The organism is Sphingomonas pseudosanguinis, from assembly GCF_014196255.1.
GTDB classification, from domain to species: domain Bacteria; phylum Pseudomonadota; class Alphaproteobacteria; order Sphingomonadales; family Sphingomonadaceae; genus Sphingomonas; species Sphingomonas pseudosanguinis.
Genome location: NZ_JACIDH010000014.1, coordinates 1 through 21,115, shown reverse-complemented (window position 1 = coordinate 21,115; position 21,115 = coordinate 1). Strand labels below are relative to the sequence as shown.

At 67.9% G+C, this 21,115-nt stretch carries 19 protein-coding genes; 8 read left to right on the top strand and 11 right to left on the bottom strand.

The window, feature by feature from the left end; genetic code table 11:
- Positions 1 to 40: 40 nt before the first annotated feature.
- Together GGR48_RS13465 and GGR48_RS13460 are read right to left on the bottom strand one after the other, a co-directional pair.
- The gene (locus GGR48_RS13465; protein WP_240456004.1) at positions 41 to 1,837 is read right to left on the bottom strand and encodes a methyl-accepting chemotaxis protein; all 1,797 of its coding nucleotides are present in this window, start codon (positions 1,835 to 1,837) and stop codon (positions 41 to 43) included.
- 127 nt (positions 1,838 to 1,964) lie between these two features.
- Positions 1,965 to 2,726, bottom strand: a complete 762-nt coding sequence (locus GGR48_RS13460; protein ID WP_183952364.1) for an aspartyl/asparaginyl beta-hydroxylase domain-containing protein — start codon at positions 2,724 to 2,726, stop codon at positions 1,965 to 1,967.
- A gap of 200 nt (positions 2,727 to 2,926) precedes the next feature.
- Here GGR48_RS13460 and GGR48_RS13455 point away from each other — a divergent pair, with 200 nt between their 5' ends.
- The 4 genes from GGR48_RS13455 (at position 2,927) to GGR48_RS13440 (ending at position 10,462) form a co-directional block, all read left to right on the top strand.
- A complete protein-coding gene (locus tag GGR48_RS13455) occupies positions 2,927 to 5,887 on the top strand; it encodes a M16 family metallopeptidase (RefSeq protein ID WP_183952363.1) in 2,961 nt (986 codons plus the stop codon).
- Between the two features lie 259 nt (positions 5,888 to 6,146).
- Complete coding sequence (typA, locus tag GGR48_RS13450; protein WP_183952362.1) at positions 6,147 to 7,988, top strand: translational GTPase TypA; 1,842 nt, start codon at positions 6,147 to 6,149, stop codon at positions 7,986 to 7,988.
- A 436-nt stretch (positions 7,989 to 8,424) separates the two neighbouring features.
- Positions 8,425 to 9,501 (top strand): sialidase family protein, encoded by a 1,077-nt coding sequence (locus GGR48_RS13445; RefSeq protein WP_183952361.1) that lies wholly within the window; start codon positions 8,425 to 8,427, stop codon positions 9,499 to 9,501.
- Between the two features lie 142 nt (positions 9,502 to 9,643).
- A complete protein-coding gene (locus GGR48_RS13440) occupies positions 9,644 to 10,462 on the top strand; it encodes a shikimate 5-dehydrogenase (RefSeq protein ID WP_183952360.1) in 819 nt (272 codons plus the stop codon).
- Here the strand turns inward: GGR48_RS13440 and GGR48_RS13435 are convergent.
- Positions 10,459 to 10,860, bottom strand: coding sequence for an EVE domain-containing protein (locus tag GGR48_RS13435; protein ID WP_183952359.1), 402 nt, complete (start codon positions 10,858 to 10,860; stop codon positions 10,459 to 10,461). The two genes, GGR48_RS13440 and GGR48_RS13435, sit on opposite strands and share 4 nt — an antisense overlap.
- Positions 10,861 to 11,000: 140 nt before the next feature.
- On the opposite strand from GGR48_RS13435, the gene GGR48_RS13430 reads away from it, so the two are divergent.
- Positions 11,001 to 11,381, top strand: a complete 381-nt coding sequence (locus GGR48_RS13430; protein WP_183952358.1) for a hypothetical protein — start codon at positions 11,001 to 11,003, stop codon at positions 11,379 to 11,381.
- A gap of 93 nt (positions 11,382 to 11,474) precedes the next feature.
- Positions 11,475 to 11,753 carry a DUF3297 family protein gene (locus GGR48_RS13425; RefSeq protein WP_183952357.1) on the top strand — a complete coding sequence of 93 codons (279 nt, stop codon included), beginning with the start codon at positions 11,475 to 11,477 and terminating at the stop codon, positions 11,751 to 11,753.
- 543 nt (positions 11,754 to 12,296) lie between these two features.
- Here GGR48_RS13425 and GGR48_RS13420 read toward each other — a convergent pair.
- From GGR48_RS13420 to lipB, 4 genes are all read right to left on the bottom strand, one after another.
- Positions 12,297 to 14,159, bottom strand: a complete 1,863-nt coding sequence (locus GGR48_RS13420; RefSeq protein WP_183952356.1) for an ABC-F family ATP-binding cassette domain-containing protein — start codon at positions 14,157 to 14,159, stop codon at positions 12,297 to 12,299.
- 199 nt (positions 14,160 to 14,358) lie between these two features.
- A complete protein-coding gene (locus GGR48_RS13415; protein WP_183952355.1) occupies positions 14,359 to 15,078 on the bottom strand; it encodes a hypothetical protein in 720 nt (239 codons plus the stop codon).
- 284 nt (positions 15,079 to 15,362) lie between these two features.
- Entirely contained in the window at positions 15,363 to 15,632 is a 270-nt protein-coding gene (locus GGR48_RS13410; RefSeq protein WP_183952354.1) for a hypothetical protein, read from the bottom strand.
- A 91-nt stretch (positions 15,633 to 15,723) separates the two neighbouring features.
- On the bottom strand, positions 15,724 to 16,395 hold the full coding sequence (gene lipB / locus GGR48_RS13405) for a lipoyl(octanoyl) transferase LipB (RefSeq protein WP_338110498.1): 672 nt from the start codon (positions 16,393 to 16,395) through the stop codon (positions 15,724 to 15,726).
- A gap of 164 nt (positions 16,396 to 16,559) precedes the next feature.
- Between lipB and GGR48_RS13400 the strand changes: the two genes are divergently transcribed.
- Positions 16,560 to 17,429, top strand: coding sequence for a DUF7847 domain-containing protein (locus GGR48_RS13400; protein ID WP_183952353.1), 870 nt, complete (start codon positions 16,560 to 16,562; stop codon positions 17,427 to 17,429).
- A gap of 23 nt (positions 17,430 to 17,452) precedes the next feature.
- The gene (locus GGR48_RS13395; RefSeq protein ID WP_206362461.1) at positions 17,453 to 18,190 is read left to right on the top strand and encodes a YciC family protein; all 738 of its coding nucleotides are present in this window, start codon (positions 17,453 to 17,455) and stop codon (positions 18,188 to 18,190) included.
- On the opposite strand, the gene GGR48_RS13390 is transcribed toward GGR48_RS13395, so the two are convergent.
- The 4 genes from GGR48_RS13390 to GGR48_RS13375 are packed head-to-tail and all read right to left on the bottom strand — an operon-like array spanning position 18,160 to position 20,645.
- Entirely contained in the window at positions 18,160 to 18,753 is a 594-nt protein-coding gene (locus GGR48_RS13390; protein WP_183952351.1) for a GNAT family N-acetyltransferase, read from the bottom strand. The two genes, GGR48_RS13395 and GGR48_RS13390, sit on opposite strands and share 31 nt — an antisense overlap.
- 4 nt (positions 18,754 to 18,757) lie before the next feature.
- Entirely contained in the window at positions 18,758 to 19,618 is an 861-nt protein-coding gene (hemF, locus tag GGR48_RS13385; RefSeq protein WP_183952350.1) for an oxygen-dependent coproporphyrinogen oxidase, read from the bottom strand.
- A gap of 35 nt (positions 19,619 to 19,653) precedes the next feature.
- Positions 19,654 to 20,109, bottom strand: coding sequence for a tRNA (cytidine(34)-2'-O)-methyltransferase (locus tag GGR48_RS13380; protein ID WP_183952349.1), 456 nt, complete (start codon positions 20,107 to 20,109; stop codon positions 19,654 to 19,656).
- The gene (locus tag GGR48_RS13375; protein WP_183952348.1) at positions 20,109 to 20,645 is read right to left on the bottom strand and encodes an adenine phosphoribosyltransferase; all 537 of its coding nucleotides are present in this window, start codon (positions 20,643 to 20,645) and stop codon (positions 20,109 to 20,111) included. Before GGR48_RS13375 ends, GGR48_RS13380 begins: the two co-directional genes overlap by 1 nt.
- Positions 20,646 to 21,115: the final 470 nt, after the last annotated feature.

The following is a 21,115-nucleotide window of genomic DNA, read 5'->3' as shown; positions in this document are numbered from 1 at the left end:
GCCAAGTCATGATGCGGGTGGGCCATGATGCGAGTGGCGGTCAAAAGGCCGACCACCCGCCGTCATTGGCCGCGCGCCGCCGTACCGCCTGCATCGGGGTGGCCGATACCGATCGGACGGGGGCGGCCGGCGGCATCGCGGCGAGGCGGAAGCGCGACACCGCCTGGTTCAGCTGTTCAGCCTCCTGCGCCAGACTGCGCGCGGCGGCGGTCGCCTCCTCGACCATGGCGGCATTCTGCTGGGTGACCGAATCCATCTCGGACAGGGCGGTGTTGATCTGGCCCATGCCATCGGCCTGGCGCGCGGTATCGTCGGCGATGCCGGTCATCAGCGTGCCGATCTGGCCCATGCCCTGGTTGATCCGGTCGAGCGCCTCGCCGGTCTGGCCGACTAGCGCGACGCCGGCGCGGACCTGTTCGGAGCTGGCGAGAATCCGCGCCTTGACGCTGTGCGCCGCCTCCGCCGAACGCTGGGCGAGCGCACGGACTTCGGAGGCGACGACCGCGAAGCCCTTGCCCGCATCGCCGGCGCGCGCCGCCTCGACCCCGGCGTTCAGCGCGAGAAGGTTGGTCTGGAAGGCGATGCCGTCGATCACGCCGATGATCTCGGCGATCTCGGTTGAGGCCAGTTCGATCCCGCCCATCGCGGCGCGGGCGCGGTCGACCACCGCGCCGCCCTCGCTGGCGTCGGTCCGGGTGCGTTCGACCGCCCGCGCCGCCTCGGTGGCGCTGGCGGCGGCATGGCGGACGGTGGCGGTGATCTCATCGACGGCGGCGGCGGTTTCCTCGAGCCCCGCCGCCTGTTGTTCGGTGCGCTGCGACAGGTCGTCCGAGGCCTGGCGGATGTCCATCGCCCCCGCATGGATGCCGCCCGCCGCCGCCGCGACCGAGGCCATCGCCGCCTCCAGCGCATCCATCGCGCGGTTGAAATCGGCCTTCAGCCGCGCGAACGGCGCATCGAGTTCGGCATCGATCCGCGCGGTCAGATCGCCTTTCGCCAGCGCCGACAGGCCTTCGCCGATGCTGTCGACGATCAGTGCGGTCTGAGCCGCCTTGGCCTGTTCGGCCTGGGCGAGCTGGTCGCGAAAGGCCGCCATCGACCGTGCCATCTCTCCCACCTCGTCGGCGCGGCCGCCATGCGGAATGACGGCATCGGCCCGCCCCTCGGCCAGCGCGACCATCGCGGCGCGCAACTCGTGCAGCGGGCGCACCACGGTGCGCAGCGCCATGAACAAGCCGGTCGCCAGCCCGGCGATGGCGAGCAACAGGGTCGCGCCGATCAGGACCCGGCGGCCCTCTCCGGCGATCGCATCGGCGCGGGTGTGGAGCGTGGCGACTGCCTCTTTGAGGGCATCGATCCTGGCATCGGCGATCTTCGAGGCGCGACGCTCGGCCGGGCGCACCCGCTGCCGGAAATGCGCCATCGCGCCGACACGATCCCCGGTATTGGCCAGCCGCCCCACGATCGCCAGTTCGTCGCGCACCCGCGCCTGCGATACGAGATAGTCGGGCGTCGCCGCGCGGCCGGTGGGGTCGTCGCGCAGCGCCGTCAGCGCATCGCCGAACGTCCCCAGCCGCTTGGTGAACTTGCCCAGGATCACCTGTCGTTCGGCAGCATCGTCCTCGGTCGCCAGGTTGAGCGCGTCGCGTTGCAGCGAGCGGCTGACCGAGCGCAGTTCGGCCAGGCGGAACATCGCCGTCTCGGCATCGGTCGCCGCCGCATTGGCGGTGGCCACCCGCGCCTCGATCCGCAGCGTGACGGCGGACAGGACGCCCAGCAACAGCATCGACACGAGCACCGGCGCGATCAGGCGTGCGGCGACACTTTTCAGAAACATGACAGTTCCATGACACAAAACCCTATATATTAGAGTGATTTGCGCCTTTGTCTTTGCCGGGTTATCGAAAAGTTAACGCGGTCGTCGCACCGTGCCGTTTCGTGTGGATTTGATGCCGATCAAGACGTCAGAAGCGGCCTCGGGCGGCCGAATGACGTCGCAACAGCGTCAGGATGGGCCGCGCCAGCCAGGGGCCGGGGCGGCGCAGCGGCCGGGCGAAGCGGACGCGCAGGATCAGCCGGGGGCCGTTCGCCTCGTTCCATGATTCGTGCGAGACGCTGTCGTCGAACATCAACGTCTCGCCCTCGGCCCAGCGGACGATGCGGTCATGGACACGCATCCGCACATCGCCGCTGCGCGGCACCGCCAGCGCCAGATCGCAGGTGATGAGTGCCTTGGTGACGCCGCGCCGCGCCGGACAATGGGTCGCGGCGGGCAGGGTGACGAACGCCGCCGATTCCAGGGCGGGGATATGGTCCAGCAGGGTCGCGGTGTCGGGACAGCGGGCCAGCGCGTCGGGCATGGCCGCCCCGCCCCGCCACAGCATCGCCTCACGCTGATCGCCGACCATCGCCAGCGCCTCGTCGCGCACGCTGGTCCAATGTCCGCGCAGAGGCGCGGTCCAGTCGAACTCCCGCACGTCGAGGACCGGGGCCGTCGACACCAGCGAGCAGGAGGCGATCAGCCGATCGGCCCAGCCCTGCAGGCCGCAGGCCAGGCGGCCGGCGGCCGGCGGCGCGTCATGGGCTTCGGCGAGCGGCGGCGTGACCAGCGACAGATCGGGGCGGGCGGACGCGGATGGGGCGGCGGCCCGCAGGGGTTCGCCCGATTTGTGCCATATTGCGCCCGGCGCATGACGCTGGACACCGGCATTCATCGACTTGGTCATAACGCTCCGCACATCCCCGGCCCGGCCCTTGCGACCGGGGCTTTCCTGTCCCGTGCCGCTGCGCCGACGCCATCCGGACTAGGCGTGATGTGGGTCCAAATGATGGCGCGGGACCGGCTTCGCATGGCCCGACCATGGCGATTATGGGGCGGCGACGATGCGCGGCTGGCGGTCCGGGGCCGGGCGCGATAAGAGGGGGCATGGCGTTTTCGTCCCGCGTGATGCGTGTTCTTGCCCTGCCGGTCCTTCTCGGACTGGCGCTTCCCGTCATCGGCCAGGCTCCCCAGTCGTCGCCGACCGACACCCGTTCGGTGCCGCAGGGGATGCCCGTCCCCGCGACCGTGGCCCCCGCGCCCAAGCCGGAGGGCGCGCGCGATCCGCTGGCGCCGTTGCCGCCCATTCCGGGCGTCGACCAGTCGGCCTGGCTCTACCGCGATTCGGACCTGCCGCAGGACAAGGCGTGGAAGTTCGGCACCCTGCCCAACGGCCTGCGCTATGCCGTGCGCCGCAACGGCGTGCCGCCGGGGCAGGTGGCGGTCCGCGTGCGGATCGATGCGGGTTCGCTCAACGAGCGCGACACGGAGCGCGGCTTTGCCCATCTGATCGAGCATCTGTCGTTCCGAGGATCGCAATATGTGCCCGATGGCGAGGCCAAGCGCATCTGGCAGCGGCTGGGCGCAACCTTCGGGTCGGACTCCAACGCCTCGACCACGCCGACCCAGACCGTCTATCAGCTCGACCTGCCCGGCGCGACCGAGGGCGGGCTCGACGAAAGCCTGAAGATCCTGGCCGGCATGATGGCCGCCCCCGCGCTGACCGCGCAGGCGCTGAATGCCGAGCGTCCGGTCGTGCTGGCCGAGCGGCGCGAGCAGCCGGGGCCGCAGGTCCGTTATTCGGACAAGGTGCGCGAGACCTTCTTCGCCGGCCAGCCGCTCGCCGAGCGCTCGCCGATCGGCCAGCTCGCCACGCTGGAGGCCGCGACACCCGAGAGCGTGCGCGCCTTCCACGATCGCTGGTATCGCCCCGAACGTGCGGTGGTCATCATCTCAGGCGACCTCGACCCGTTGTTGCTGGCCAAGCTGGTCACCAAGAATTTCGGCGACTGGAAGGGCGTCGGCGCCAATCCGCCCGATCCCGATTTCGGCAAGCCCAAGGCCGATGCCCCCGCCGTCGGCGCGCTGGTCGAGCCGTCGATGCCGCCGATGGTCGCGATGGCGGTGCTGCGGCCATGGCAATATCAAAGCGACACCGCGATCTTCAACCAGAAGCGCATGGTCGACATGGTCGCCGCACGGCTGATCAGCCGGCGGCTAGAGAATCGCGCGCGGGCCGGGGGCAGTTTCCTGCAGGCCGCTGTGTCGCTCGACGACGTGTCGCGCTCGGCCAATATGACGACGGTCAATGTCGTGCCGATCGGCGACAATTGGGAAGCCGCGCTGAAGGACGTGCGCGCGGTCATCGCCGACGCGATGGCGACCCCGCCGACGCAAGCCGAGATCGACCGCGAACTGGCCGATTACGACGCGATCATGCGCACCCAGGTCGAAACCGCCCGCGTCGAAGCCGGTGCCAAGCAGGCCGACGACATGGTCGGCGCGCTCGACATTCGTGAAACGGTGACCGCGCCCGACACCAGCTATCAGATTCTGAAACAGGCGGTGGCAGCCAGGATGTTCACACCGGAGACGGTGCTGGCCTCGACCCGCAAGATCTTCCAGGGCACCGCCACCCGCGCGCTGGTCAACACCCGCACGCCGCAGCCCGATGCGGTGGCGCAGCTGACCGCCGCGCTGAAGGCCGATGTCCGTCCGCTCGCCGAGGATCGCCGCCGACAGGGCAACATTACCTTCGCGCAGCTGCCCAAGCTGGGCACGCCCGGCAAGGTCGTCAGCCGCGAGCGTTTCCCCGAACTGGGCGTCGAAAAGATCGTCTTCGCCAATGGCGCCCGCCTGTTGCTGCTCGCCAATGACGGCGAGACGGGGCGCGTTTATCTGCGGGTCCGGTTCGGACGCGGCTATGACGCCTTGCCCGCCGGGCGCGAGAGCGCGGCCTGGGCCGCCGACATGGCGCTGGTCGCGGGCGGCATCGGCAAGTTCGACCAGGGTGATCTCGACCGGCTGACGGCCGGGCGGCGCATGGGCATGGACTTCGACATCGACGACGATGCCTTCGCCTTCAACGCGCTCAGCTCGCCCGACGATTATGCCGATAACCTTAAGCTGATCGCCGCCAAGCTGGTCGCCCCGCGCTGGGACGCGGCGCCGATTAACCGGGCCAAGGCGGCGATGCTGGCCGGCTATGAGGGCTTCGATTCCTCGCCCGACGGCGTGCTCGGCCGCGACCTGGAGCGGTTGTTGCGCGATGGCGACCCGCGCTGGGGCACGCCGCCGCGCGCGGTGGTCGAGGCGACGACGCCGGAATCGTTCAAGGCGCTATGGGCGCCGCTGCTCGCTTCCGGCCCGATCGAGGTCTCGATCTTCGGCGATGTGAAGGCCGATGACGCGATCAAGGCGGTCGCCGCCAGCCTGGGCGCGATCCCGGCACGCAAGGCCGACGCCGGCCCGGTGCCGCCGATCCGCTTCCCAGCTCACGTCGCTACCCCGGTCGAGCGCACGCATAGCGGCCCGGCGGACCAGGCCTCGGCGGTGATCGCCTGGCCGACCGGCGGCGGTTCGGCCGACGACCGCATCCGCAACCGGCTCGACGTCCTGGCGCAGGTGTTCGCCGACCGACTGTTCGACCGGCTGCGGTCGCAAGCGGGCGCGAGCTACAGCCCGCAGGTCGCCAGCCAGTGGCCGATCGGCTTGCCCAGCGGCGGGCGCATGATCGCGATCGGCAATGTCGCGCCCGACAAGGTCGACCTGTTCTTCGCCACCGCGCGCTCGATCGCGGCCGATCTGGCCGCCAAGCCGATCGATACCGACGAGCTGCAACGCATCAAGCGGCCGATGGCGCAGCGGCTGCTGCGCATGTCGTCGGGCAACCAGTTCTGGATGCAGCGACTGGGCGGCGCGGCCTATGATCCGCAACGGATCGAGGCGACGAAGCGGCTGGCCGAGGATTTCGTCTCGATCGGTCCCGCCGACCTTCAGGCGGTGGCGCAGCGCTTCCTGCGGCCGGATACCGACTGGACGTTGAAGGTCGTGCCCAGGGCCAAATGATCCTCCCCGGTACGGGGAGGGGGACCAGCCGCAGGCTGGTGGAGGGGGCGTGCCGCAAAGGACGTCCTGTGGGGAAGCCCCCCCTCCGTCAGCCCTGCGGGCTGCCACCTCCCCGTGCCGGGGAGGAACCAGGCGGTTTTTCGCGAGTTTTAACTGTTATCCAGCTTTGTGCGGTGCAATATCCGCGCTGCCCTTTCGTTTGCCGAGCATTTCGGCTATGGCGCGCGCCGACATACCCTCCGAACAAGAGAAATCCTGCATGAGCCTCCGCAACGTGGCGATCATCGCGCACGTCGACCATGGCAAAACCACCCTGGTCGATCAGCTGTTCCGCCAGTCGGGCACCTTCCGCGACAACCAGCGCGTCGAAGAGCGCGCGATGGACTCCAACGACCTGGAAAAGGAGCGCGGGATCACCATTCTCGCCAAGCCGACCTCGGTCGACTGGACTCCGCCGGGCAGCGACGAGTCGATCCGCATCAACATCGTCGACACCCCCGGCCACGCTGACTTCGGCGGCGAGGTGGAGCGCATCCTGTCGATGGTCGACGGCGTCGTCCTCTTGGTCGATTCGTCGGAAGGCGCGATGCCGCAGACGAAGTTCGTGACCGGCAAGGCGCTGGCGCTGGGCCTGAAGCCGATCGTCGTCGTCAACAAGGTCGACCGCGCCGACGCGCGTATCCAGGAAGTGCTGGACGAAGTGTTCGACCTGTTCGTCTCGCTCGACGCGAATGACGAGCAGCTCGACTTCCCCGTCCTCTACGCCTCGGGCCGCAACGGCTATGCCTCGACCGACATGGACGCGCGCGAAGGCACGCTGATCCCGATGTTCGAGACGATCGTGAACCACGTGCCCGCCCCCAAGGTCGAGGTCGAGGACGTGCCCTTCACCTTCCTGGTGACGCTGCTCGACCGCGACAACTTCCTGGGTCGCATCCTGACCGGCCGCGTCAATTCGGGCACGGTCAAGCTGAACCAGGCGATCCACGCGCTCGACGCCGATGGCAATGTCATCGAAACCGGCCGCGCGTCGAAGATCCTGTCGTTCCGCGGTCTGGACCGCGTGCCGGTGGACGAAGCCAAGGCGGGCGACATCATCTCGCTGGCAGGGCTTGCCGTCGCGACCGTGGCGAACACCATCGCCGACACCTCGGTCAGCGTGCCGCTGAAGGCGCAGCCGATCGATCCGCCGACGCTGTCGATGCGCTTTGCCGTCAACGACTCGCCGATGGCGGGCCGTGAGGGTTCGAAGGTCACCAGCCGCATGATCCGCGACCGCCTGATGCGCGAAGCGGAATCGAACGTCGCAGTGAAGGTCACCGAGAGCGATGACCGCGACAGCTTCGAAGTTGCCGGTCGCGGCGAACTCCAGCTGGGCGTTCTGATCGAGACGATGCGCCGCGAAGGCTTCGAGCTGGGCATCAGCCGCCCGCGCGTGCTGTTCGGTGAGGACGAGGACGGCAAGAAGACCGAGCCGTACGAAACCGTCATCATCGACGTGGACGAGGAATATTCGGGCACGGTCGTCGAGAAGATGAACCTGCGCAAGGCCGAGATGACCGACATGCGCCCGTCGGGCGGCGGCAAGACCCGCATCACCTTCTCGGCGCCCTCGCGCGGCATGATCGGCTACCACGGCGAGTTCCTGTCGGACACGCGCGGCACCGGCATCATGAACCGCCTGTTCGAGCGTTACGGCCCCCACAAGGGCAAGATCGAAGGCCGCAAGAACGGCGTTCTGATCTCGAACGGCGCTGGCGAAGCGCAAGGGTACGCGCTGGGTCCGCTCGAAGAGCGCGGCATCCTGTTCGTCGGTCACGGCGAGGCGCTCTATGAAGGCATGATCATCGGCGAGAACGCCAAGACGGATGACCTTGAGGTCAACCCGATGAAGGCGAAGCAGCTGACCAACTTCCGCGCGTCGGGCGGCAAGGATGACGCCATCCGCCTGACCCCGCCGAAGAAGATGACGCTGGAGCAGGCGATCGCCTATATCGACGACGACGAGATGGTCGAAGTAACCCCGAAGTCGATCCGTCTGCGCAAGCGCTACCTCGACCCGAACGAGCGCAAGCGCGCGGCGCGCTCGAAGGCGGCGTAATGGGGCAAGGGCCGGGCGGAAACGTCCGGCCCTTTTTCTTTGGGGTGGGGTGATGTCCTTCGCGGCCGCTGACCCACACTCTACCCCCGTTCAGCCTGAGCGAAGTCGAAGGCCAAGGGAAACACTTGGCCAAATGCCCCGGAACGGAAGGGCGGGCGTGGCCTTCGACTTCGCTCAGGCTGAACGGAGGGGTAGGATAACACAGCCCAACCCTATTTTCTTATTAGCTCATATTGCCTATTCGCGGGCTCTTATGGCCGGATGACATGAGATGGACTCCCCCCTCCCCTTTAGGGGAGGGGCCGGGGGTGGGGCGCTTCCATTGGCCGGCAGTTTGCCATGACGCCCCACCCCCAACCCCTCCCCTGAAGGGGAGGGGCTCGCGTCGATTCAGTGCGACGTCATCACGGTCTAGGCTTCGGAAGGATATGACGGCATGAGGATCGCAGCCTGGCTGGCCATGACATTGGCGCCCCTGTCGGCCCCAGACAGCGCCGCGCCGGCCGGCAAGACACGCTCGCCGATCCTGCTGTCCGAATTCATCGACGCCGACGCCCCTTACCCGCAAGCGCATGCTTCGACCATCGTCCAGCTTCCCGACGATACGCTGGCCGCCGCCTGGTTCGCCGGTTCGGGGGAGAGCCGCCCCGATGTCCGCATCTGGTTCGCCCGGCATGGGGCGCGGGGCTGGGAAAAGCCGGTGCCGGTGGCGGACGGCGTCAGCGCCGATGGACAGCGTTACCCGACCTGGAACCCGGTGCTGTTCCAGCCGCCGGGGGCGCCGCTGCAACTGTTCTACAAGGTCGGCCCCAATCCGCGCGCCTGGTGGGGGATGGTGATCCGCTCGAGCGATGGCGGGCGGCACTGGGGCAGGCCCGAGCGGCTGCCCGACGGCGTGCTCGGCCCGATCAAGAACAAGCCGGTCGTCGCCGCCGATGGCGCCTGGCTCTCTCCCTCCAGCCGTGAGGAGGGGACGGCCGAGACCAATATCTGGTCGCTGCGGATCGAGCGCAGTGCCGACAAGGGCAGGACGTGGACGGTCGGCCCGCGAATCGCCAGCCCGATGCATATCGAGGCGATTCAGCCCAGCATCCTGTTCCATCCGGGCGGTGCGCTGGAACTGGTCGCGCGCACGCGGCAGGGGGCGCTGGCGCAAAGCTGGTCGCGGGATAATGGCGTCACCTGGTCGCCGATCGCGGCGATCGACCTGCCCAATCCCAATGCCGGCACCGATGCGGTGACGCTGGCCGATGGGCGGCAGTTGATCGTCTACAACCATAGCGGACATGCGCCGACGACGCCCGGCGACGGGCCGCGCTGGCCGCTGAATATCGGGCTGTCGGAGGACGGCGTGCGCTGGCGCAACGTCCTGACGCTGGAGAGCAGGCCGATGCCCGATGGCTATGCCTATCCGGCGGTCATCCAAACGCGCGACGGGTTGGTGCATGTGACCTATACCTGGAACCGGCAGCGTATCCGGCATGTGGTGATCGATCCGCGCCTGTTGCGGTGAGGGGGCGGGGCGTGGGCTTCGACTTCGCTCAGGCTGAACGGGCCTTGGGGTCAAACCCCCGTTCGGCCTGAGCGAAGTCGAAGGCCACGCGAATCCCGCCCACGGGGGTGCACCCGTCCGTCCGCTCCGCTACACCACGCCCATGACCACCAAGCCCCCCATCGGCCGCGATACGCGGCTGTGCATGTCGCTGTCGGCGCGGCCCGGCAATTTCGGTTCGCGCTTCCATAACCGGCTCTATGAGCTGACCGGGCTCGACTATGTCTACAAGTCGTTCAGCACCACCGATCTGGCGGGTGCGGTCGGCGGTATCCGCGCGCTGAACATCCGGGGCTGCGCGATCTCGATGCCGTTCAAGGAAGCCGTGATCCCGATGCTCGACGGGCTGGCGGGGTCGGCGGCGGCGATCGACAGCGTCAACACCATCGTCAACGATGACCGGCGGCTGACCGGCTATAACACCGATTATGCCGCCGTGGTCGAGCTGATCGCGCGAATCGACCCGGCCACGCCTTTCGTGCTGCGCGGGTCGGGCGGCATGGCCAAGGCGGTGGCGGCGGCCTTGCGCGACTCCGGCTTCACCGACGGCACCATCGTCGCGCGCAACGTGGCGGCGGGGCAGGGTCTGGCCGCGCTTTACGGTTTCGACTGGACCGCCGAGCCGGAAGCGGGCGCGCCGCTGCTCATCAACGTCACGCCGATCGGCATGACCGGCGGCAATGCGGATCAGTCACCCTTTCCGGAGGCGATGATCGCGGAGGCCGAGATCGCGTTCGACGTGGTGCAATATCCGCCCGAAACGCGCTTCCTGAAAACGGCGAAAGCATTGGGCAAGCGGATCATCACCGGCACCGAGGTGGCGACGATCCAGGCGCTGGAGCAGTTCGTCCTCTATACCGGTGTACGGCCCACGCCCGAGCAGGTTCGCGAGGCGGCGGCCTACGCCTATAGCCTGGGCTAAAGCCCCGCCATCGCCATCAGCGTCGCCCATTCCCCATCCCCCACCGGCGATACCGACAGCCGCGACTGGCGCAGCATCGGCAGGTCGGTCAGCCGCACCTCCGCCTTCATGGCCGCAAGCGTGACGGGGCGGAGGAGCGGCCGGTCGGGCGCGATCGCGACCGAGACCCAGCGGCCGTCGTCGCCATCGGCCTGGGCGGCGCGGGTGATCGTCGCGATGCCGACCGCCGCCTTGTCCTTGCCGCTATGATAGAAGAGCGCCGAGTCGCCTGGCCGCATCGCCCGCAAATGATTGGCGGCGGCGGCGTTGCGAACGCCGTCCCATTCGGTCGCGCCGTCACGGACCAGATCGTCCCAGCCATAGCTGTCGGCCTCCGATTTCAGCAGCCAATAGGCCATGATCCGCTCTCCTCCTGAACCGCGACTAAACGCGGTATTCCAACACCATTCAGCCCCGTCGTGGCAGGAAAGGCAACACGGACGCACAATGCGCGTTTTTGCGAACAGCGGACCGGGCGTATCAGTATTGGAGGTTCGAAATGAACGGGATGTTCAAGAAGTTGGGGTTGGGCCTGGCGCTGGGTGCGACGGCGCTGACCGCCGCCGCGCCGGCCGAGGCGCAGCGTTGGGGCCGTGGCGGCTGGGGTGGCGGCTATTATCACCGCGATCGTGGCGGTGACGCGGTCGCCGGCGCGGTGCTGGGCGGTATCCTGGGCCTGGGTGTCGGCGCGGCGATCGCAAGCAGCAACAACCGCCAGCGCTATTATGATCGCGGCTATTATTACGACCGTGGCTATGATCCCTATTACGCGCCACCGGCGGTCACCTATCAGTATCGCAGCTATCAGCCGCGCTGCTGGAACGACTGGCGCTGGGACCCCTATTGGGGCCGCAACGTGCCGGTCCAGGTCTGTAACTAAGGCCCATGGCGGCGTCGGGAGCGATCCCGGCGCCGCTTTTTTCTTAGGTGCCCTGCTTGGCAGGGTGCCGGGATCGGCGGTAAGGCGCGGAGCATGACCGATACCGTTCCCGATCGCCTGTCCACCAACCCGGACAGCCCCTATTTCGACCAGGACCTGCTCTCGCGGGGCGTGGGCATCCGCTTCAAGGGCAATGAGCGCCGCGACGTCGAGGAATATTGCATTTCCGAAGGCTGGATTCGCGTCGCGCTGGGCAAGAAGGTCGACCGTCACGGCCGCCCGCTGACCCTGAAGCTGAACGGCGAGGTCGAGGCGTGGATCGAGAATCCCGCCGATGGTGCGGAAGAGGGTTCGGACGAAGCCGAAGCGTAATTGCCTGGCGTACCCCGGCGAAGGACGGGGGCGAGTTTCTGCGAACGCAATGGCGCGCAATCCGGTGCGTGGGAGGCAACAGCCCCGCCCCCTCGAAAGCGCCCGACAACTGGGCCCCGGCCTTCGCCGGGGAACAGCCTGCTTTATAGGCCACCTGCCCCCCAAACCTCCGTTCAGGCTGAGCGAAGTCGAAGCCCACGGGAAGCCCTTTCGACTTCGCTCAGTGCGAACGCTATGGCGCGCAATCCGGTGCGTGGGAGGCAACAGCCCCGCCCCCTCGAAAGCGCCCGGCAACTGGACCCCGGCCTTCGCCGGGGAACAGCCTGCTTTATGGGCCATCTGCCCCCAAACCTCCGTTCAGGCTGAGCGCAGTCGAAGCCCATGGGAGTCCCTTTCGACTTCGCTCAGTGCAGACGGTTGGCTAGAGGCTTCGCATGGTAGAAGGAGTGTCCCCGACCGTAAGAGCGGCCCCCTCTCGCATACCGCGACACCCCTCCGTCAGGCCTTCGGCCTGCCACCTCCCCTTGCAGGGGAGGAACGGGTTTACGCCGCCTCCATCGCCTCGCCGGCTTCCATCCAGCGCGTTTCCGCCTCGGCCAGCTTGTCAACCACCTCCGCGCGACGCTTGTTGAGTTCGCCCATCGACAGCTTGGCATGGCGCGGTTCGGCCGCCGCGGGATCGTTCATCGCCTTGTCCAGCGCGTCGCGCTCGCGGGTCAGCTTGGCCATTTCGTCCTCGATACCGCGCAGCGTCTTCTTCATCGCGTTGAAGCGTTCGCGCTGCTCGGCCGAGGCCTTCTTGCTCGCCGCCCGGTCCGCCTTGGACGCGGCGTCGCCCTGGCCCGCATCGCCCTTCAGGACGAAGGCGATGTAATCGTCGAGCGACCCGTCGAATTCTTTGGCGGTGCCGTTGTCGACCAAGACGAGTCGATCCGCCGTCATCTCCAGCATGTGGCGATCGTGGCTGACCAGCACGACCGTGCCCTTGTACATGTTGAGCGCCTGGACGAGTGCCTCGCGCGCGTCGACGTCGAGGTGGTTGGTCGGCTCGTCGAGGATCAGCATGTGTGGCGCGTCGCGAGTGATCAGCGCCAGCGCGAGGCGCGCGCGTTCGCCGCCCGACAGCTTGCCGACCTTGGTCGTCGCCTTGTCACCCGAAAAGCCGAACCGGCCCAGCTGCGCGCGCACGGCTGCCGGGGTCGCGCCGCGCATGATGCGCGTCATATGCTCGAGCGGCGTGTCGTCGGTGTCGAGCTCCTCGACCTGATATTGGGTGAAGTAGCCGACCCGCATCTTGCCCGACGAGTTCATGTCGCCTTCCATCGGCGTCAGCTGCGCGGCGAGCAGGCGGGCGAGCGTCGTCTTGCCGTTGCCGTTGCGACCCAACAGCGCAATCCGGTCGTCCGGGTCGATGCGCAGGTTCAGCCGCTTGAGGATCGGCGTCTCGGCATAGCCCACGCTCGCTAGGTCCAGCGTGATAAGCGGCGGGCGCAGCTGGTCGGGATCGGGGAAGTCGAAGGACAGCGACGGATCGTTCGCCATCTCGGCGATCGGCTGCATCTTCGACAGCATCTTGGCGCGGCTCTGCGCCTGCTTGGCGGTCGAGGCGCGGGCCGAGTTGCGCGCGATATAGTCCTGCAACTTGGCGCGCTGCGCGTCCTGATTCGCCTTGGCGGCGGCGAGCTGCGCCATCCGCTCGGCGCGCTGGCGCTCGAACGAGTCGTAACCGCCCGGATAGAGCGTCACCTTGCCACCCTGCAGATGCAGGATATGGTCGACGACATTGTTCAGGAAGTCGCGCTCATGGCTGACCAGCAGGATCGTCGCGCGGTAGGATTTCAGGAAATCCTCCAGCCACATCACCGCTTCGAGGTCGAGGTGGTTCGACGGTTCGTCGAGCAGCAGCACGTCGGGCGCGGAGAACAGGAGGGCGGCGAGCGCCACGCGCATCTTCCAGCCGCCCGAATAGCTGGACAGCGGCCGCGCCTGCATCGCTTCGTCGAAGCCGAGCCCCTGCAGGATGCTGGAGGCGCGCGCGGGGGCGGTATAGGCGTCGATCGCGATGAGGCGCTCATAGATGTCGCCCAGCTTTTCGGGATCGCTCTCGGTCTCGCTGCGCTCCATCAGTTCGGCGCGCTCGATATCGGCGGCCAGCACCGTCTCGAACGGGGTGGCGGTGCCGTCGGGGGCTTCCTGCGCGATATAGCCGAGCTTGGCGCCCTTGGGCATTTCGCAGGCGCCGTCATCGGCCTCCAGCTGGCCCGCGATCACGCGGACGAGCGTCGACTTGCCCGCACCGTTGCGGCCGATCAGGCCGACCCGGCTACCGGGGGGGAGTGCGGCGGATGCGCCGTCGAGGATCGTGCGGCCGCCCAGGCGCACGGTGATGCCATTCAGATTGAGCATGGGCGCGCGCCTAGCAAATTCCGCGCGAAAAGGGGAGGGGCTGGATTTTCCTCCCCTGCAAGGGGAGGTGGCAGGCCATCAGGCCTGACGGAGGGGTGTCACGGCCGCTGGGGTTCATGCCCCCGCCGACGTTCCTGCCCCTCCACCACCGCTTCGCGGCGGTCCCCCTCCCCAAGCACAGCTTGGGGAGGATTGGCGTTCAGCGTGCCGCGATGCTGGTCGCGGCGGCGGTTCCGGCGGGCGGCCAGTTCTGCGCGCCGCACTTCTTGGGCACCCATTCGGCCTTCTTGTTCCAGCACAGCGCATCCAGGCGCGGCATCGTCACGTTGAACCGCTGTTCGCGGCCGACATAACGCGGGAAGCGCTGCTCGCCATAGGGGACCAGGCTGTTGCGCAGTTCCTGCATCCGGTCGACCGCCAGCTCGCCCAGATGGCCGCGCGGGGTGAAGACCGCCTGATGCGCGATCGAACCCGCCGTCGTGCAGAAGCCGAGCTGGCCCGCGACCGACGAGAAGCTGGAATAGGTGCGCGTGCCATATTGGTCGAGGGCCATCTGGCCCTCGCGCGGCGTCTTGCTGGTCCGCTTGAAATAGGCGCCCAGCGTGTCGAACGCGCCCTTCAGCTCGGAATCATGGTCCTTCAGGATGGCGTTATAGTTCACCACCGAGGACAGCATGGGTTCGAACTGGCATTGCAGCGCCGCGACGTTCAGCGCCGAGCGCATGTTCCACAGCACGCCCGCGCGCAGCTCCGCCGGCGTCGCGCCCGGCAGGGGCTGACCGATGCCGGGTTCGTCGCCGCGAACGGGCTTTCCCTGGAAGTTATAGGGCTGCAGGAAGAATTGCGCCGATGCGGGTGCGGCGGCACCCATCCCCCAAAACGCCACGCCGGCCGCCAGCGCGGTACGCACCACCTTCATCTCTATGTGATCCTTCCCCCGTAGGGCTTCGAAAAGCGTCCCGAAACATAACGCTTTTCGGGGTGCGACCCAATGAAAATCGTCACCGATTCTACAATCTCCGCATGCGCCATCGTTCTCGAAAAGTAACGAGATCAGGACGTTCGCAAGAGGTGGAGGGATCGGCCGATGCCGCAGGATCAGGACCCCCTTGGGTGATATTCATGGCCGGCCGCGCCGCAAGAAAAAGGGGCCGCCCGGTCGCCCGGACGGCCCCTTCATCGTGGGAATGACCCCGACGATGATTACATGGCGTTCGACATGTTGGTCATCATGGTGTCGTTCGACATCATCATGTCGTTGCCCATGGTGTCGTTGGCCATCATGCCACCGTTCATGGTGCCGTCGACGGCGGTCATGTTGTCGGTGGTGGTGTCCATGCCTTCGGTCGCGTTCATGTCGGTGACCATGTTCGCGTCGGTGGTGTTCTCGGTCTTCGAGCCGCAAGCCGAAACCGCGAGCGCCGCGCCGGCGATGACCGAGCCCATCAGGACCTTGGAGATGATTGCACGCATTGGAAGCTCCCTTGATATTTAGGATTTGGAACGGCTTGCTGGCCCTTAATACCCAAATCGGGGTGGACATTAATCGGATACCGCCCGGTCCTCAAGCCTCGTTTTGTCCGACCGGATGGAGGCTGTCGAGAAAGGCCGGAAAGGTGAACGCCAGCGCCTCGTCAAAGGTTTCCAACGACTTGACGCCGTTTAACGCAAAAAGGCTGGTGACCGGGAATTCGGGCAGGCCGCACGGGACGATCCCACCGAAATGGGACAGGTCGGGCGCGACGTTGATCGCAAAGCCATGAAGCGTCACCCAGCGGCGCACGCGCACGCCGATCGCGCCGATCTTGGCCTCCGGTCCGCCGTCGCGCGTCCAGATGCCGACGCGCCCGTCCGCCTGGAACGCATGGACGCCCAGCCGGGCGAGCGCGGCGATCAGCCAGGCCTCCAGGCTATGGACGAAATGGCGCACGTCACGCCCGCGCTTGCTGAGGTCCAGCACCAGATAGCCGGTGCGCTGGCCGGGGCCGTGATAGGTGTATTTGCCGCCGCGCCCGGTCTGGAACACGGGAAAGCGCGGATCGACCAGCTCGACCGGATCGGCGCTGGTCCCCGCCGTATAGACCGGCGGATGTTCGAGCAGCCAGACCAGCTCGCGCGCCTCGCCTGCCGCCACGGCGGCGGCGCGCGCCTCCATTTCGGCAAGCGCCTGATCATAGGGGGTCTGGCCGGCGCTGATGCGCCATTCGATATCGGGCATGTCGGGGGGCTGGGTCACGATGCCCGCTATCTGCGCCTCGGGCGGCGGCGATGCAAGCGGGCGGCGCGGCTCGTCGCCCGGGGCGGTGATGGCGTTGCGCGGGGGGATCGGCTAGGCAAGGCGACGACACAGGACAGGGGATGGTCACGCCGTCGTGGCCATAAGCGGCAGGGAGGCCAAGGATGACCGTCAGAATCGGATCGGTATGGGACAGCACCCAACAGGTGCTGGCGGGCAGGGCAAGCATGCTCGTGCCCTTTGCCGCGATCGGCTTCGTCCTCCCTACGATGTTGCAGGTCCTGCTGGTCCCCCAGACCAGCATGGCGCAGATGTCCGCCAGCGCGAGCGCGACGGGCTTGCTCGTCGGGCTGATCGCGATCGTGCTGGGCATCTGGGCGCAGCTGGCCATCATGGCGCTGGCGACGCATCCGGCGACGACCTCGGCCGAGGCATCGCGCGCCGGCGTCCGACGCCTGCTGCCGCTGCTGGGCGTGGCGTTCGCGATGGGCCTGATCATCGCGCTGGTGGTGTTCGTGCCGCTCGTCGTGCTGGGCCTGTCGGGTTTCGACTTCACCCGGGCGGTGGCGGCGCAGGGCAATCCCGCGCTGATGCCGCCGCTGCCCTCCGGCGCCGCCTTGTTCATCGGTCTGTATGCGCTGACCCTGGTGGTGCTGGGCTTCTGGCTGATGGCGCGGTTGATGCTGACCTATGCGGTGGTGCTCAACGAACGGCGCGGGCTGGGGGCCATTCGTCGCTCGATCGCGCTGACCAGGGGCATGACCTGGCGGCTGATCGGCATCACCATCCTGTTCAGTATCGTCTTCTTCGTCGCAGCGGCGGCGGTGCAAGGCGTGGCCGGCCTGATCTTCCGCCTGATCCTGGGGGCCGATCGGATCACCTGGGTGCTCGCGCTGACCGGTCTGGTCGGATCGATCGTGACCGCCGGCTTCATGACCATGGCCTATGTGTTCATCGCGCGGCTCTATGTCGCGACCGCCGGCGTTCCGGTGGCCGCGCCGCATCACCCCGAGGACGGTTCACCGCTGATCTGATGCCATTGCCTATCGTTGCGACCTTGCGGGACGCGTGGAGCCTGTTCCGCCGGGACCGCGATCTGTTGATCCGCCTGGCGGCGCCCTTCCTGTTCTGGCCGCCGCTGGCGGTGGCCCTGCTGGTGCCCGATCCGCCGCTGCCCGCCGAACCCGCGCCGGGCGGGGGGCAGGGCGAAGCGACCGCGCGCGCCATCGCGTGGTTCGATTCGGTCGGCACCTGGGCGGGCCATTATGGCGGCTGGTACTTCGCCGCCTATGCGATCGGCATGATCGGATCGGCGGCGCTGTTCGCCCTGGTCCTGAGCGGGGGGCGGTTCAGCGTGGGGCAGGCGCTGAGCCTGGGCCTGCGGGTCGCGCCGCGCTTTTTGCTGGCGATGATCCTGGTCGCGCTGCCCACGGGAGTGGGCATGCTGCTCTATATCCTGCCGGGGCTGTATGTCGCGGGCCGGCTGATGCTGGTCGGCCCGGTGCTGTTCGCCGAGCGGCGGATGCCCGCGCTGGCGGCGATCGCGCGGTCGGTGGTGCTGACGCGCGGCACGGGCCTGTCGATGGCGGCGCTGGCGGGCTGCACCTATCTGGGCGGGATGATCGCGGCGCAGCCCTTCCTGCTGCTGGGCGACCGGATCGAGGCGAGCGGCGGCAATCCCGTCGCAATGGCGCTGGTGCAGGGCGGGGCGGCCGCCACCGGCATGGCCGCCGGGCTGGCGCAGGTGTTGATCGCGGTCGCGGCCTATCGCCGGTTGGCCAGCCGGGGGATCTGAGGCGCGACATCCTCGGGCAGCACGCCCAGGTCGCGGGGATCGGGAAAGGTCTCGATCGCGCGCGACACCGGCACGAAGCCCTGCTTGCGATAGAAGCCGAGTGCGGCCGGGTGATCCAGCGTGCAGGTATGCACCCACACCCGCTCGACCTGCGCGGTCCAGGCGCGCATCAGCGCCTGCGCCATCAGCCATTGGCCACGGCCCCGCCCGGCCAGCTCGGGGATCAGCCCGAAATAGCCGATCTCGCACTGACCCGGCTGGCGATGGTCGAGTTCGAGCATCCCGACCTCGATCCCGGCGCGGTCGACCACCGCGAACACCGCGACGGCCGGATCATGGACGATCGCCGCCAGCGTCGCATCGTCCATCACCAGCCGCGAAAACCACAGCCAGGGTGCGCCGACCCGCTGGAACAGCGCGCGATATTTGGCCAGATCGGGCGTCTTCCACGCGACCAGCGACAGCGGCGAGGCGGGCATCGGCCGTGGCCGGGGCCGTTCGCGCATCTCCAGCGTGGTGACGATGGTGGCGATCTCGCTGGACTCGACGGGGATCAGCGCCACCGGCTTACTCCCAGGTGGCGAGCGGCGGCAGGCTCATCAGGATCGCATCGATATTGCCCCCGGTCTTCAACCCGAACAGTGTGCCGCGATCATAGACCAGGTTGAACTCGGCATAGCGCCCGCGCCACGCCAGCATCTGCGCCCGATCGGCCTCGGTGAAGGGCAGGCCCATGCGCCGCCGGACGATGCGCGGGAAGATGTCGAGGAACGCCTCGCCCACATCGCGGGTGAAGGCGAAATTGGCGTCGAAATCGCCTTCGAGATGATCGTAGAAGATGCCGCCGACGCCGCGATGCACCTGGCGATGCGGAATGTAGAAATAGTCGTCCGCCCATGCCTTGAAGCGCGGATAATGCTCCGGATCATGCGCGTCGCAGGCCGCCTGCAGCCGGGCGTGGAAGTCGGCGGTGTCCTCTTCGATGGGCAGCGGCGGATTGAGGTCGGCGCCGCCGCCGAACCAGCGCTTGGTCGTGGTCAGGAAGCGGGTGTTCATGTGCACCGCCGGCACATGCGGGTTGGCCATATGCGCCACCAGGCTGATGCCGGTCGCGACGAAGCGCGGATCGTCGCCCGCACCATGAATGGTCTGGGCGAACGGCCCCTCGAACGTGCCGCCGACGGTCGAGACATTGACGCCGACCTTTTCGAAGACCCGGCCCTTCATCACCCCGCGCACGCCGCCGCCGCCGGCCTCGCCGCTGGGGTCCGTGCGGTCCCAGGCGGTGTATTGGAACGCGGCGTCGGACCCGGCTTCACGCTCGATCGCCTCGAACGCGGCGCAGATCCGGTCGCGTAAGGCTTCGAACCAGAGGCGGGCGGAATCCTGCTCGGCGTCGAGCGCGATGTCGGGGGTGCGGCTGGTCATGATCCCCGGTTCCTGAGCCGGGGCGGGGGACGTGGTCAACCGGGCATTTGGTCCCAACCGGTCTGGCGCCGCGCCTCGGCCATCAAAATCCCGCCGGTGATCGCAACGTTCAGCGATCGGACTCCGGGGCGCATCGGCACCCGGACCCGGATGTCGGCGGCGTCATGCACGGCGGCGGGCACGCCGGCGCCCTCCGAGCCGAGCAGGATCACGTCGTCGGGTTGGAACCGCATCTCGGGCAGGGGGATCGCGCCCAGCGTGGTCGCCAGCACGATCCGGCCGCGCGTCGCGGCGCGAAAGGCTGCCCAGTCGGCGTGCCGCACGACCTCGGCGCGGTCGGCATAGTCCATCGCCGATCGCGCCAGCGCCCGGTCCGAATAGGGAAAGCCCATCGGCTCGATCAGATCGACCGCCACCCCGAAACAGGCGGCGGTGCGGATCAGCGTACCGACATTGCCGGCAATGTCCGGCTCATAGAGCGCGAGCCGCATCAGTGCCCCGGAAAGGACACCAGCGCATCGACGGTGATGTTTTCCTTGCGCAGGGCATCGGCGCCGCCGAGATCGGGCAGGTCGACCAGGAACTGCGCCTGTTCGACCACGCCGCCCGCCTTGCGGATCAGCCGGACGGCGGCGCGCGCGGTGCCGCCGGTGGCGATCAGATCGTCGACCAGCAGCACGCGCGCGCCGGGGACCAGCGCATCCTCATGGATCGCGATCCGGTCCTGGCCGTACTCAAGCGCATAATCCTCGGCGATGGTCGCGCCGGGCAGCTTGCCGTCCTTGCGGATCAGCAGCACGCCGGCCTTGAGTGGCGCGGCGAGCGCGGCGGCGAACAGGAAACCGCGCGCCTCGATCCCGGCGACGAGGTCGATGTCCCCCCGCGTCGCGGCGGCCATCCGCTCGATAGTGAGGGCGAAGCCGCCGGGGTCGAGCAGCAGGGTGGTGATGTCGCGGAACTGGATGCCGGGCTTGGGAAAGTCCGGGATCGTGCGGATCAGGGCTTTGAGATCGTCATTGGCGCTCATGCGCGGCCTAATGGGCCGGCAGCGCGCGGGGGTAAAGGGGGTAGGGCAGGATCGCTGGCCTTTGCGTGGTCTTTCCGTATTTGCCCTGCGGTTTGCTTGGGCGGCGTTGAGGGCCAAGGGATGGGCGTGAGGCGCAGGAGCGGGCGTAGGCTTCGACTACGCTCCGCCTGAACGGAGGGGAGGGAGGTGGCGGCCGTTTATAGGGGCACCTCTCAAAAGCGCCGATTGCAAGGCCCGCCATACCCAACCTCCGTTCAGCCTGAGCGCAGTCGAAGGCCAAGGGAATCCCTTTCCCAAAAGGGATTGCGTCTCGGGCGGAAGCGTGGGCTTCGACTTCGCTCAGCCTGAACGGAGGGAGGAAGGGTGGTGGCAATTTAGGGTCCGGACTCATAACCACCAGATGACGGCTGCGGCGAGAGCGATGGCGGCCATGAAGTTTTTGATGTTGCGGTCGAAGCGGGTAGCGAGCC